The 13,434-nt window shown below is 63.0% G+C and carries 11 protein-coding genes; 6 read left to right on the forward strand and 5 right to left on the reverse strand.

Annotation, left to right across the window (positions count from 1 at the left end; all coding sequences use genetic code 11):
• The first annotated feature begins 54 nt into the window (after positions 1–54).
• The 6 genes from ABIE20_RS05110 (at position 55) to ABIE20_RS05135 (ending at position 9,494) form a co-directional block, all read left to right on the forward strand.
• Entirely contained in the window at positions 55–1,392 is a 1,338-nt protein-coding gene (locus tag ABIE20_RS05110) for an imelysin family protein (protein WP_429503337.1), read from the forward strand.
• Positions 1,393–1,542: 150 nt separating this feature from the next.
• Complete coding sequence (locus ABIE20_RS05115) at positions 1,543–2,970, forward strand: di-heme oxidoredictase family protein (protein ID WP_429503338.1); 1,428 nt, start codon at positions 1,543–1,545, stop codon at positions 2,968–2,970.
• Positions 2,971–2,985: 15 nt separating this feature from the next.
• Entirely contained in the window at positions 2,986–4,050 is a 1,065-nt protein-coding gene (locus ABIE20_RS05120) for an imelysin family protein (RefSeq protein ID WP_429503340.1), read from the forward strand.
• A 2-nt stretch (positions 4,051–4,052) separates the two neighbouring features.
• Positions 4,053–5,150: a DUF1513 domain-containing protein gene (locus ABIE20_RS05125; protein WP_429503342.1), complete on the forward strand. Its 1,098-nt coding sequence runs from the start codon at positions 4,053–4,055 to the stop codon at positions 5,148–5,150.
• 125 nt (positions 5,151–5,275) lie between these two features.
• Positions 5,276–6,433, forward strand: coding sequence for an efflux RND transporter periplasmic adaptor subunit (locus ABIE20_RS05130; RefSeq protein ID WP_429503344.1), 1,158 nt, complete (start codon positions 5,276–5,278; stop codon positions 6,431–6,433).
• A gap of 13 nt (positions 6,434–6,446) precedes the next feature.
• Positions 6,447–9,494: a multidrug efflux RND transporter permease subunit gene (locus tag ABIE20_RS05135; RefSeq protein WP_429503346.1), complete on the forward strand. Its 3,048-nt coding sequence runs from the start codon at positions 6,447–6,449 to the stop codon at positions 9,492–9,494.
• 53 nt (positions 9,495–9,547) lie between these two features.
• On the opposite strand, the gene ABIE20_RS05140 is transcribed toward ABIE20_RS05135, so the two are convergent.
• The 5 genes from ABIE20_RS05140 to colR form a co-directional block, all read right to left on the reverse strand.
• On the reverse strand, positions 9,548–9,775 hold the full coding sequence (locus ABIE20_RS05140; RefSeq protein WP_429503347.1) for a hypothetical protein: 228 nt from the start codon (positions 9,773–9,775) through the stop codon (positions 9,548–9,550).
• On the reverse strand, positions 9,775–10,485 hold the full coding sequence (locus ABIE20_RS05145; RefSeq protein ID WP_429503349.1) for a lipopolysaccharide kinase InaA family protein: 711 nt from the start codon (positions 10,483–10,485) through the stop codon (positions 9,775–9,777). Before ABIE20_RS05145 ends, ABIE20_RS05140 begins: the two co-directional genes overlap by 1 nt.
• A 7-nt stretch (positions 10,486–10,492) precedes the next feature.
• Positions 10,493–11,173, reverse strand: coding sequence for a class I SAM-dependent methyltransferase (locus tag ABIE20_RS05150; protein WP_429503351.1), 681 nt, complete (start codon positions 11,171–11,173; stop codon positions 10,493–10,495).
• Between the two features lie 137 nt (positions 11,174–11,310).
• The gene (locus tag ABIE20_RS05155; RefSeq protein WP_429503353.1) at positions 11,311–12,609 is read right to left on the reverse strand and encodes a sensor histidine kinase; all 1,299 of its coding nucleotides are present in this window, start codon (positions 12,607–12,609) and stop codon (positions 11,311–11,313) included.
• Positions 12,599–13,282, reverse strand: coding sequence for a two-component system response regulator ColR (colR, locus tag ABIE20_RS05160; RefSeq protein WP_045197381.1), 684 nt, complete (start codon positions 13,280–13,282; stop codon positions 12,599–12,601). The genes ABIE20_RS05155 and colR overlap by 11 nt, the downstream gene beginning before the upstream one ends.
• Positions 13,283–13,434: the final 152 nt, after the last annotated feature.

Consider the following 13,434-nt stretch of genomic DNA (forward strand, 5'->3'; position numbering starts at 1 on the left):
CAGTTTTGCGTGCCCACGGTACGCCTGTCCAACCTCTCGACGCAGGAATTCGCCATGATTCGTATGCCTCTAGCCACCGCCAGTCTGTTGGCCATTGCCATCTCTCTCGCCGGTTGCGGCGACAGCAAGGACAAGGACAAAGCCGCCGCACCGCAAGCCCCGGCCACCACCTCGGCTACCGCCCCTGCTGCCGCTGGCGCCGTCGACGAGGCAGCGGCCAAGGCCGTGGTCAAGCATTACGCCGACATGGTCCATGCCGTCTACAGCGACTCGCTGAGCACCGCCAAGACCCTGCAAACCGCGATCGACGCCTTCCTCGCCAAGCCCAGCGACGAAACCCTGAACGCTGCCAAAGCCGCCTGGGTCGCTGCCCGTGTACCGTACCTGCAGAGCGAAGTGTTCCGCTTCGGCAATACCATCATCGACGACTGGGAAGGCCAGGTGAACGCCTGGCCGCTGGACGAAGGCCTGATCGACTACGTCGACAAGAGCTACGAGCATGCCCTGGGCAACCCTGGCGCTACTGCCAACATCATTGCCAATACTGAAGTCCAGGTCGGCGAAGACAAGGTTGACGTCAAGGACATCACCCCGGAGAAACTCGCCAGCCTGAACGAACTGGGCGGCTCCGAAGCCAACGTTGCCACCGGCTACCACGCTATCGAATTCCTCCTCTGGGGCCAGGACCTCAACGGCACCGGCCCGGGCGCCGGCGCCCGTCCAGCCTCCGACTACCTGGAAGGCCAGGGCGCTACCGGCGGCCACAACGAGCGCCGCCGTGCCTACCTCAAAGCCGTGACCCAACTGCTGGTCAACGACCTCGAGGAAATGGTCGGCAACTGGGCACCGAACGTCGCCACCAACTACCGCGCCACCCTCGAAGCCGAGCCGGTTACCGACGGCCTGCGCAAGATGCTGTTCGGCATGGGCAGCCTGTCGCTGGGCGAACTGGCTGGCGAGCGCATGAAGGTTTCCCTGGAAGCCAACTCGCCTGAAGACGAGCAGGATTGTTTCAGCGACAACACCCATAACTCGCACTTCTACGACGCCAAGGGCATCCGCAACGTCTACCTGGGCGAGTACACCCGCACCGACGGCACCAAGCTGAGTGGCCCGAGCCTGTCGTCGCTGGTGGCCAAGATCGACGCGGCTACCGACACCACCCTCAAGGCTGACCTGGAAGCAACCGAAGCCAAGATCCAGGTGATGGTCGACCATGCCGCCAAAGGCGAGCACTACGACCAGTTGATCGCGGCCGACAACGCTGCCGGCAACCAGATCGTACGTGACGCCATCGCCGCCCTGGTCAAGCAGACCGGTGCGATCGAACAGGCCGCAAGCAAACTGGGCATCGCCAACCTGGCACCCGACAGCGCTGATCACGAGTTCTGATTCAGCAGCGGTCAACAAAGGCGGCCTTCGGGTCGCCTTTTTTATGCCCCACGATGGATTTCATCCAGCAAACGCAAATCCCTCTTATTCAATTACCCTGAGCCTGCTAAGCTTGCACGCCGGTTTTTTGCCCAAGCCCCAGGATTATTGATGTCCTCGTTGCTTCCCCGTCTCAGTCCCCTGCTTCTGGTCGCTCTTCTGGCCGGTTGCGACGACGCACCGCGTTTCACCCAGGCCGAGCCCGGTGAAGCGCTGGCCGGTGGCAAGGCGACGGTGAACAAGCGTGACCAGAACGCCTACTCCATGCCTTCGGCCAACCTGCCGCCGAGCCGGCGCCTGGACTTCAGTGTCGGCAACAGTTTTTTCCGCAGCCCCTGGGTGATCGCCCCGTCGACCACCACCGCCCGCGATGGCCTGGGCCCGCTGTTCAATACCAATGCCTGCCAGAACTGCCACATCAAGGACGGCCGCGGCCACCCGCCCGGGCCCAACGCCGCCAACGCGGTGTCGATGCTGGTGCGCCTGTCGATCCCCGATCAGCCGCAGTACGCCAAGGTCATCGAGCAACTGGGCATCGTCCCGGAGCCGGTGTATGGCGGTCAGTTACAGGACATGGCGGTACCCGGGGTCGCTCCCGAAGGCAAGGTGCGGGTCGAATACGACACGCAACAGGTCACCTTCAAGGACGGCACTGCGGTCGAACTGCGCAAGCCGCGGCTGCAGATCACCCAGCTGGGCTACGGACCGATGCACCCCGATACGCGCTTCTCGGCCCGGGTCGCCCCGCCGATGATCGGCCTGGGCTTGCTCGAGGCCATCCCCGAGGCGGCGATCCTGGCCAACGCCGACCCCGACGACCGTAACGGCGATGGCATCCGTGGCCGCGCCAACCGGGTCTGGGACGATGCCCAGGGCAAGACCGTGGTCGGCCGCTTCGGCTGGAAGGCCGGGCAGCCAAACCTCAATCAGCAGAACGTCCACGCGTTTTCCGGCGACATGGGCCTGACCACCAGCCTGCGGCCTATGGACGATTGCACCCCGGCGCAGACCGACTGCCTCAACGCCGCCAACGGCAACGGTGCCAATGGCGAACAGGAGGTCAGCGACAACATCCTGCGCCTGGTGCTGTTCTACACCCGCAACCTGGCGGTGCCGGTGCGCAAGGACGTCGACTCGACCCGGGTGCTGGCCGGCAAGAACCTGTTCCACCGGGCCGGTTGCCAGAGTTGCCACACACCGCAATTCACCACCGCCAGCGACGCTGCCGAGCCGGAGCTGGCCAACCAGCTGATCCGCCCCTACAGCGACCTGCTGCTGCATGACATGGGCCCGGGCCTGGCCGACAACCGCAGCGAGTTCGCCGCCAGCGGCCAGGACTGGCGCACCCCGCCGCTGTGGGGCATCGGCCTGAACGAGACCGTCAGCGGTCACACCCAGTTTCTTCACGATGGCCGCGCCCGCAACCTGCTCGAAGCCGTGCTCTGGCACGGTGGCGAGGCCGAAGCGGCCAAACAGTACGTCTTGAGCTTCAACGCCGAGCAACTCACCGCGTTGCTGGCTTTCCTGAATTCACTTTAAGCAAAGGAGCCGGGCATGTTCCGTCCCAAACTGTTGTTCACCAGCCTTGCCGCCCTCGCCCTCGGCGCCTGCTCGCCGCAAGACCCGCAAGCGGTGACCTCGGCGGCAATCGCCAAACAGGTGATCCTGCCGACCTACAGCCGCTGGGTCGAAGCCGACCGCCAGCTGGCCGTCAGTGCCCTGGCCTTCTGTGAAGGCAAGGCGGACCTGGCCACTGCCCGCGCCGACTTCCTCCATGCGCAAAAAGCCTGGGCCGAGCTTCAGCCACTGTTGATCGGCCCGCTGGCCGAAGGCAACCGCGCCTGGCAGGTGCAGTTCTGGCCCGACAAGAAGAACCTGGTCGGCCGTCAGGTCGAGCAACTGGTCAACGGTGACAAGCCGGTCGACGCCCAAACCCTGGGCAAATCCAGTGTCGTCGTGCGCGGCCTGTCGGCCTACGAGTACATCCTCTTCGACAGCAAGCCGGATGCCGCCAACGCCGAACAGAAAGCCCGCTACTGCCCGCTGCTGGTGGCCATCGGCGAGCACCAGAAGGCCCTGGCCGAGGAAATCCTCAAAGGCTGGAACAGCACCGACGGCATGCTCGCGCAGATGACCAAATTCCCCAACCAGCGCTACGCCGATTCCCACGAGGCCATCGCCGACCTGCTGCGGGCCCAGGTTACCGCCCTGGATACCCTGAAGAAAAAACTCGGCGCGCCCATGGGCCGCCTGAGCAAGGGTATCCCGCAGCCGCTGCAGGCCGAAGCCTGGCGCAGCCACTCCTCGCTGAAAAGCCTGGAAGCCAGCCTCAATGCTGCCCAGACCGTCTGGGTCGGGGTCGACAACAAAGGCCTGCGCGGCCTGCTGGGCAAAGACCAGCAAGCCCTGGCGGACAAGATCGACGCCGCCTACGCCAACGCCTCCAAACTGCTGGCCGGCAACCAGAAAACCCTGGGCGAGTTGCTCGACGACGAAGCCGGTCGCCAGCAGCTGAATACCCTTTACGACAGCCTCAACGTCGTCCACCGCTTGCACGAAGGCGAGCTGGCCAAGGCGCTGGGCATCCAGCTGGGCTTCAACGCCAACGACGGTGACTGATCATGTTGCGACGCCAGGCTCTTAAACTCGGCAGCGTTGTGCTCAGCGCCCTCACCCTCGGCGGCTGGACCCTGTTTCGCAACAAGGTCGGCACGCCGCTGCTGCTCTCGGCGCGTGACGACGGCGACGGCAAGCACTACGCCGTCGGCTACCGCCTGGACGGCACCCAGGTGTTCGCCACCGAGGTCGGCCAGCGTTGCCACGACATCATCAACCATCCCGAGCAGCCGATTGCCCTGTTCGTCGCCCGCCGCCCAGGCACCGAGAGCTACCTGATCGACCTGCGCGATGGCCGCTTGCTGCAGACCATCACCTCGCAGCCGAACCGGCATTTCTACGGCCATGCGGTGATCCACAAGAGCGGCGAATGGCTATACGCCACCGAGAACGACACCACTGACCCTGGCCGTGGCGTGCTCGGTGTCTACCGTTTCGACGGCGAGCGCCTGAGCCATACTGGCGAAATCTCGACCCACGGCATCGGCCCGCACCAGGTGTCGTGGATGCCCGATGGCGAGACCCTGGTAGTGGCCAACGGCGGCATTCGCACCGAAGCCGAAAGCCGGGTTGAGATGAACCTCGATGCCATGCAGCCAAGCCTGGTGCTGATGCAGCGCGACGGCACCCTGTTGAGCAAAGAAGTACTCGGCCAGCAGATGAACAGCGTACGCCATTTGGCGATCGCCGCCGACGGCACCATCGTCGCCGGCCAGCAGTTCATGGGCGCCAGCCACGAGACTGCCGAGCTGCTGGCGATCAAGCGCCCGGGCCAGGCCTTTGAAGCCTTCCCGGTGCCCGAGCAGCAGTTGCAGTCCATGGCCCATTACACCGCCAGCGTCGCCATTCACAACGAGCTGCGCCTGGTGGCCCTGACCGCGCCACGAGCAAACCGCCTGTTCATCTGGGACCTGGACAGCGCCCAGGTGCGCCTGGATGCACCGATGCCCGATTGCGCCGGTGTCGGCGCGGTGGCCGACGGCTTTGTCGTGACCTCAGGCCAGGGCCGCTGCCGCCTGTACGATTGCCGCAAGCCCGAGCTGATCGGCCAGCCCCTGCAATTGCCGTCGGGGCTCTGGGACAACCACCTGCACCTGGTCTGAAAATAGCCTGGAACACAGGCTTCCCAGGCCCGGTCAACAGAGTAATATTCGGCTACATCGCACGTGGGCAGGATCGCCCGTCGTCGTGCCAAGCGAACAATAATTCGTCTCCAAGGAACTGGACTATGCTGCGCCGCCGCATGCTGATCATGTTGGGTGTTGTCTTGCTGCTCGTGCTGATCCTGGGGGGCTACAAGGCCTTTGCGATCTATCAGCAGATCCAGATGTTCTCGGCTCCCAAGCCGCCGATCAGCGTGGCGGCGACCGAAGCCAGCGAACGTGCCTGGCAGAACCGCCTGCCAGCCGTGGGCAGCCTCAAGGCGCTGCAAGGCGTCGACCTGAGCCTGGAGATCGCCGGCACGGTCAAGGCCTTGCAGTTCGAGTCCGGGCAGAAGGTCAGCAAGGGCCAGTTGTTGCTGCAACTGGACAGCGATGTCGAAACCGCGCTGCTGGGTACCGCCCTGGCCGACCTGGGCCTGGCCCAGGTCGACTACAACCGCGGCAGCCAGCTGGTCGGCAGCCAGGCGATTTCCAAGGGCGAGTTCGACCGCTTGAGCGCCCAGTTCAAACGCAACAAGGCAGTGGTCGATCAGCTCAAGGCGGCGCTGGCGAAAAAGAGCATCAATGCGCCCTTCAGCGGCACCATCGGTATCCGCCAGGTGGACGTTGGCGATTACCTGGCCAGCGGCACGGTGATCGCGACCCTGCAGGACCTGAGCAGCCTCTATGTCGATTTCTTCGTCCCCGAGCAGTCGATTCCCAAGCTGAGCATTGGCCAGCAAGTGCTGGTTAGCGTCGCCGCCTACCCGCAGGAGCACTTCCCCGCCAGCATCAGCGCGATCAACCCCAAGGTTGAGGACAGCACCCGTAACGTGCAGGTCCGCGCCACCCTGGCCAACCCTGACGGCAAGCTGTTGCCCGGCATGTTCACCAGCCTGCAGGTGCTGCTGCCCGACCCGCAGCCACAGGTGGTGGTACCGGAAAGCGCGGTGACCTACACCCTGTATGGCAACTCGGTGTATGTCGCCGCGACGAAAAAGCCGGAAAAGGCCGAGGACGGCAAAACCCAGAACAACACCCAAGCCCAGCCGACGCTGATCGCCGAACGCCGCTTCGTCGAAACCGGTGAGCGCCGCGATGGCCTGGTGGTCATCAGCAAGGGGCTCAAGGCCGGCGAAACCGTGGTTACCGCCGGCCAGTTGAAACTCACCCAGGGCGCGCCGATCAGCATCAGCCCGGACAAAGCCCTGCAAGCCCCCGACAGCCAGCCGCGCAGCAACTGATCAAGGAACCGTCATGGCCTTTACCGATCCGTTCATCCGCCGCCCGGTGCTGGCCAGCGTGGTCAGCCTGCTGATCGTGCTGCTGGGTTTCCAGGCCTGGAGCAAGTTGCCGATCCGCCAGTACCCGCAGATGGAAAACGCCCTGATCACGGTGACAACCGCGTACCCCGGGGCCAACGCCGAAACCATCCAGGGCTACATTACCCAACCGCTGCAGCAGAGCCTGGCCAGCGCCGAAGGCATCGACTACATGACCTCGGTAAGCCGGCAGAACTTCTCGGTGATCTCGATCTATGCGCGCATCGGATCGGACAGCGACCGGTTGTTCACCGAGCTGCTGGCCAAGGCCAACGAGGTCAAGAACAAGCTGCCCCAGGACGCCGAAGACCCGGTGCTGAGCAAGGAAGCCGCAGACGCCTCGGCGCTGATGTACGTGAGCTTCTACAGCAGCGAGTTGAGCAACCCGCAAATCACCGACTACCTGTCGCGGGTCATCCAGCCCAAGCTCGCCACCCTGCCAGGCATGGCCGAAGCCGAGATCCTCGGCAACCAGCTGTTCGCCATGCGCCTGTGGATCGACCCGGTCAAGCTTGCCGGCTACGGCCTGAGCGCCAACGACGTGACCCAGGCGGTGCGCGGCTACAACTTCCTTTCGGCGGCCGGCGAGCTCAAGGGCGAGTACATCGTCACCAGTATCAACGCCACCACCGAACTGAAGAGCGCCGAAGCCTTCGCCAACATCCCGCTCAAGACCAGTGGCGACAGCCGGGTGCTGCTCGGCGACGTAGCGCGGGTCGAAATGGGCGCCGAGAACTACGACACGGTAAGCTCCTTCGACGGCACGCCGTCGGTATACATAGGCATCAAGGCCACCCCCGGGGCCAACCCGCTGGAAGTGATCAAGGAGGTGCGCAAGCTCATGCCCGAGCTTGAAAGCCAGTTGCCGCCGAACCTGAAGTCGTCGATCGCCTACGACGCCACCCTGTTCATCCAGGCCTCGATCGACGAAGTGGTGAAGACCCTGGTCGAAGCGGTGCTGATCGTCATCGTCGTGGTCTTCCTGTTCCTCGGCGCCCTGCGCTCGGTACTGATCCCGGTCATCACCATCCCGCTGTCGATGATCGGCGTGCTGTTTTTCATGCAATTGATGGGTTATTCGCTGAACCTGCTGACCTTGCTGGCCATGGTGCTGGCCATCGGCCTGGTGGTCGATGACGCCATTGTCGTGGTAGAAAATATCCACCGTCATATCGAAGAAGGTAAATCGCCCTACGACGCGGCGCTGGAAGGCGCCCGCGAGATCGCCATGCCGGTGGTATCGATGACCATCACCCTGGCGGCGGTGTACGCCCCTATCGGCTTTCTGCAGGGGCTCACCGGCGCGCTGTTCAAGGAGTTCGCCCTGACCCTGGCCGGCGCCGTGGTGATTTCCGGCATCGTCGCCCTGACCCTGTCACCGATGATGTGCGCCATGCTGTTGCGGCACGAGCAGAACCCCAGCGGCCTGGCCCACCGTCTGGATGTACTCTTCGAACGGCTCAAGCTGCGCTACCAGAAAATCCTCCATGGCACCCTCAACACCCGGCCAGTGGTGCTGGTATTCGCGCTGATCGTGCTGTGCCTGATTCCGGTGTTTCTGATGTTCACCAAGAACGAGCTGGCGCCCGATGAAGACCAGGGCATCATCTTCATGATGGCCACCGCCCCGCAGCCGACCAACCTCGACTACCTGAACAGCTACACCGACGAGTTCATCAAGATCTTCAAGGAATTCCCCGAGTACTATTCATCGTTCCAGATCAACGGCTTCAACGGCGTGCAGTCGGGCATCGGCGGCTTTCTGCTCAAGCCGTGGAATGAGCGCGAGCGCACCCAGATGGAGCTGCTGCCATTGGTACAGGCCAAGCTTGAAGGCATCAGCGGCCTGCAGATCTTCGGCTTCAACCTGCCCTCGCTACCCGGCACCGGCGAAGGCTTGCCGTTTGCCTTCGTGATCAACACCGCCAACGACTACGCCTCATTGCTGGAAGTCGCCGAACGGGTCAAAGCCCGCGCCCAGGCGTCGGGCAAGTTCGCCTTCCTCGACATCGACCTGGCGTTCGACAAGCCGGAGGTGGTGGTCGATATCGACCGCGCCAAGGCGGCGCAAATGGGCGTGTCCATGGATGCCCTGGGCGGCACCCTGGCAACCCTGCTGGGCGAGGCCGAGATTAACCGCTTTACCATCGACGGGCGCAGCTACAAGGTCATTGCCCAGGTCGAGCGGCCCTACCGCGACAATCCCGACTGGCTGAACAACTACTACGTGAAGAACCAGCAGGGGCAGATGCTGGCGCTATCGACCTTGATCAGCATCAGCGACCGCGCCCGTCCGCGTCAGCTCAACCAGTTCCAGCAACTGAACTCGGCGATCATCCAGGGCTTTCCGATGGTCAGCATGGGCGAGGCGCTGGACACCGTGCGCACCATTGCCCGCGAGGAAGCACCAGAGGGCTATGGCTTTGACTATGGCGGCGCGGCGCGTCAGTTCGTCCAGGAAGGCAGCGCGCTGTGGGTCACCTTCGGCCTGGCCCTGGCAATCATCTTCCTGGTACTGGCGGCGCAGTTCGAAAGCTTCCGCGACCCGCTGGTGATCCTGGTGACGGTACCGCTGTCGATCTGCGGCGCGCTGATTCCGCTGTTCCTGGGCATCTCCAGCATGAATATCTACACCCAGGTGGGCCTGGTGACCCTGATCGGGCTGATCAGCAAGCACGGTATTCTGATCGTCGAGTTCGCCAACCAGTTGCGCCAGCAAAAGGGTTTGAGCGCCCGCGAAGCCGTGGAAGAAGCAGCGGCCATTCGCTTGCGGCCAGTGCTGATGACCACAGCGGCGATGGTGTTCGGCATGGTGCCGCTGATTCTCGCCACCGGCGCCGGTGCGGTCAGCCGTTTCGACATCGGCACGGTGATCGCCACCGGCATGTCGGTGGGCACCTTGTTCACCCTGTTCGTGTTGCCGTGCATTTACACCCTGCTAGCCAAGGCTGATGCGCCGCAAGCAGCCACACAACCGGTGTGAAATGCAAAAGGCCTCGTCGATGACGAGGCCTTTGCCGGTGCAGCGTTGCAGGTTCAACCGCTGGCGCGTACGCCCTGGCTCAAGCCGAACAGCAATAACAGCAGATCGTGGTCGGGTTTGGCATCGACCTGGGGTTTTACTATACGTGGCAGCGGGCATTGCGCACCCGCGTCGACCTTGCTGAAAATTTGCGGGCGCGGCTCTTCCCAAGCGGCCACGGCGGCCGTTGCCACCCCCAGCGCGATCAGCAGAAACACACCTCGAGCTATTTCTAGTTTCATTACTCTAAACCTTTGACAGCGCTGCCAAACGCCATCTGGTAAAAATAGAGCAGTTTTTGCCACTCTGCGTCAGTGAAAGACGAATGGCGGCGCAATTGTTTAAGGTCGTTGGCGGCGGCGCGCTGGCAACTGATGCGCCGGCGGCATTTCTCCAGATCCAGCAGCGCCACTTCAGCCTGGGCATCGGCGCCTTCACCGACGACCTTGACGAACACATGCTTGCCGTACAGGCAGCCATGCTGCCAGTGGCCACGGTGCATGCGCGCAAGGTTCTGCGCCAGGTCCTGCAGGACCCGCTCCTGCAATGCCGGGTGGTAACGTTCGCGGGCGCCAGCGGCGAACCAGCTGTCGATATCCTCGAAACCCTCCAGCGCTTCGCTGACCAGCAAAGCACGCCATTGATGCTCGGCATCACGCTCGACGCCGCAATAAACGATATGGGGCACACGCACGCCAAGCTGCTCGAAGCTGTTCAGGGCATCGTATTCACGCAGCACCGTGGGGCGGCCAAAGGGGTGCATCAGGCTGCGGTAGATATGGCCGATCTGACGCTTGGCATAGAAGGTGTGGCCAGTGTCGTCACTCAGGCGTTGCACGCCACTCTCGCCGCCACGGCGCTGATTGGGCTCTTCCACCCATTCGCCCTGCTGCTGCCAGAAATGATCGAACTGGCCTCTGCCCGTCGTTGCTGCTGTGCGTTCAAACCCCATGCCCTGCTTACCCCTTACGCAATAGATAGACTCGCCACATGGCATAGAACGGCAAGAAGTCCAATCGTTCCTGAATGCGGAAACCTGCGGCCTCAAATTCTTCTTCAACCGTAGCAGCTGGTAACACAAAACGATTCTGGTAACTGCCCTGCCCGCTCTCGCCGTAACGCCGTTGCTCGAGCTTTTTGCGCCGCCAGGCTTTGAAATTGCCATCAACCCACAGCGACACGATCACGCTGTCGCGTGTAACTCGTTGAAATTCCGAGAGTATTGCTTTGCGGTGAGCCGCTTCACCGATGTGGTGGAGCAAGCGCATGCAGAAAATGCTGTCGACCGAGTTGTCGGGCAAATCGATGGCGAACGCAGATGTCTGCAAGGTGCGTACCCGTTCCACCACTTCGGCCGGCTGCGAGGCCCGCGCTGTTTCCAGCATGGCTTCGGAATTGTCGGCACCGATGATCACCCGGTTGGGCTTTTCGGCCAGCAACGGCCAGAAACGCCCGGCTCCACAGGGCAGGTCAAGGACCAGGCCAGGCTCGCCGGCCAGGGCCAGGGCGCGACGGGCCAGTTGCTCGTCACGCTGGTGGGACAACCTGCGCGCCAGGCCGTCCTGATGCTTGAGGAAGTATTCCTGGGCGTGCTGCTGGTCGTACTTTTCCGAGAATTCGAGTTTGATGGGGCTACGCATGGTGCATCTCCTGACTCCAATAACGCCCACCTTAGGCAGGTGAGCGTTGGCGTCAGGTCATGCTGGTGTGAAAAATTTGTTAGTTATCGCGACAAAGGTTTCAATTAATTACAAAGATTCACAGCGGCACCCGGCCCCTAGCGGGCCTCGCTCGGGCGTTCAGGCGCCAGGCTCAGGTCGACATGAAAACGGCAGCCATGAGGCACCATGGCCGTCAGGCTCACCGTCCAGCCCTGGTCGTCGCAGATTCGCTGCACCAACGACAAACCCAGGCCCAGGCCTTCACCGCGGCGCTCGTCGCCGCGTACGAACGGCCGGAACATGGCTTCGCGCTGTTCTTCGGGAATACCCACGCCACTGTCCTCGACCAGGAACCCGGCCGGCTCCAGGGTCAGGCGGATAAAGCCCTGGTCGGTGTAGTGAGCGGCGTTGCGCAGCAAGTTGCCCATCACGGCCTGGAGGAAGGTGGCGTTGTACAGGGTCGAAGATGCTGTCCTGGCGTCGTACAGCAAGGTCAGGCCTTTCTGCTCGATAGTGTCGCGCCAGACGCCGATCAGATCATCGGCAACCTCCTTCATGGTCGCCTGTGAGGCCACTGCGCCTTCATCGCGCTGGGCACGGGCGAGCATCAGGAAGGTCTTCACCAGTTCCTGCATCTCTTCGGTGGCGCGGGCGATGCGCTCGACCTGAGACCGTGCACGGGTGTCGATATTGGGGTTGACCAGCAGCAGCTCGCAGGAACTGGCCAGCACCATCAACGGCGTGCGCAATTCATGGCTGACATCACTGGTAAACAGCCGCTCACGGGTCAGGGCGTCACGCAACCGTCCGAGCGTGTCGTCGAACGCCACCGCCAGCTGGCCGACTTCGTCCGCGGCATAGTCAGGTGCCAAGGGTGGCGCCAGCCCAAGCAACTGGTCACGGTGCCGGACCTGACGCGCCAGGCGGATCACCGGCGCCATCACCCGTCGGGCCAGGATCCAGCCGAGGAACACCGCCAGCGCCAGGCTCAGGACGAAACCGACCACCACTACCGCGAACAGCACCCGCTCGCGCTCCTCGAAGTCGCTCTGGTCTTGCAGCAGCACATAACGGCGGCCATCAACGACCTCGACCATCGCGTGATAAGACAAGTCTTCACGGAACACTTCGTGAAAGCCGCGATCGAGGTGGCGCAGGTCCTTGGGCAGCTCGAAGTCGTCGCGCCCACCGCTGAAATAGAACAGTTGATCCGGCCGTGGTCGGTGGCTCCAGTCGCTGACGCTGTCCATGCGCAGCAAACGCTGGAGATCGCCACCCAGCACTGCGGAAATCAGCCGTTCTTCAACCAGGTGGACGGTGGCGACAATGCCGAAGGCAAAAGCCCCGGCCACCAGCGCACTCATCAGGGCAAAGGCAATGATGATCCGCTGGGCAAGGCTCTGTCTAAACTCCATCACGGCCCTCGGCCAGACGATAGCCGACGCCGTGAACGGTATGCAGCAAGGGTTTTTCGAAGGGTTTGTCGATCACCTGGCGCAATTGATGAACATGGCTGCGCAGGCTGTCGCTGTCCGGGCAGTCATCGCCCCACAGCGCCTCTTCGAGAACCTCGCGGCGCAGCACGTGGGGGCTTTTCTGCATCAGCACCGCCAGCAACTTGAGGCCCACCGGGTTGAGCTTGAGCAGCTTGCCTTCGCGGGTAACTTCCAGGGTGTCCAGATCGTAGATCAAGTCGCTGATCTGCAGGGTACGGCGGCCGCCACCCTGGGCGCGGCGCAATACCGCCTCGATGCGCGCGGCCAGCTCCGACAGGGCGAAGGGCTTGAGCAGGTAATCGTCGGCGCCGGAACGAAAGCCCTGCAGGCGGTCGTCCAGCTGGTCACGGGCAGTGAGCATGATCACCGGAGTATCACGCCGGGCATCTTCGCGCAGGCGCTTGCACAGGGTATAGCCGTCGATGCCGGGCAGCATGATGTCGAGCACGATCAAGTCATAGTGCTCGGTGGCAGCCAGGTGCAGGCCGGACAGGCCGTCCTGGGCACAGTCCACCGTGTAGCCTTTCAAGCCCAGGTAGTCGGCCAGGTTGGCAAGGATATCGCGGTTGTCTTCAACCAGTAGAATTCGCATTGGGGTGTCTCCCGTCCGACGCTTTTGCCTGCTTGGCAGGCGCAGCTTAAGGCCATCAGCGGCGCCCGGCTAGGCCGGGGCGACTTTATTGCAGGTTAACGTTTTTTTCACCGAGCCTTCACGGACAGGTGATGGCGGCTGGCCGAGTATTA

Origin of the sequence: Pseudomonas sp. 2835 (genome assembly GCF_050435905.1) — a bacterium.
In the GTDB taxonomy this organism is placed as follows: Bacteria; Pseudomonadota; Gammaproteobacteria; order Pseudomonadales; family Pseudomonadaceae; genus Aquipseudomonas.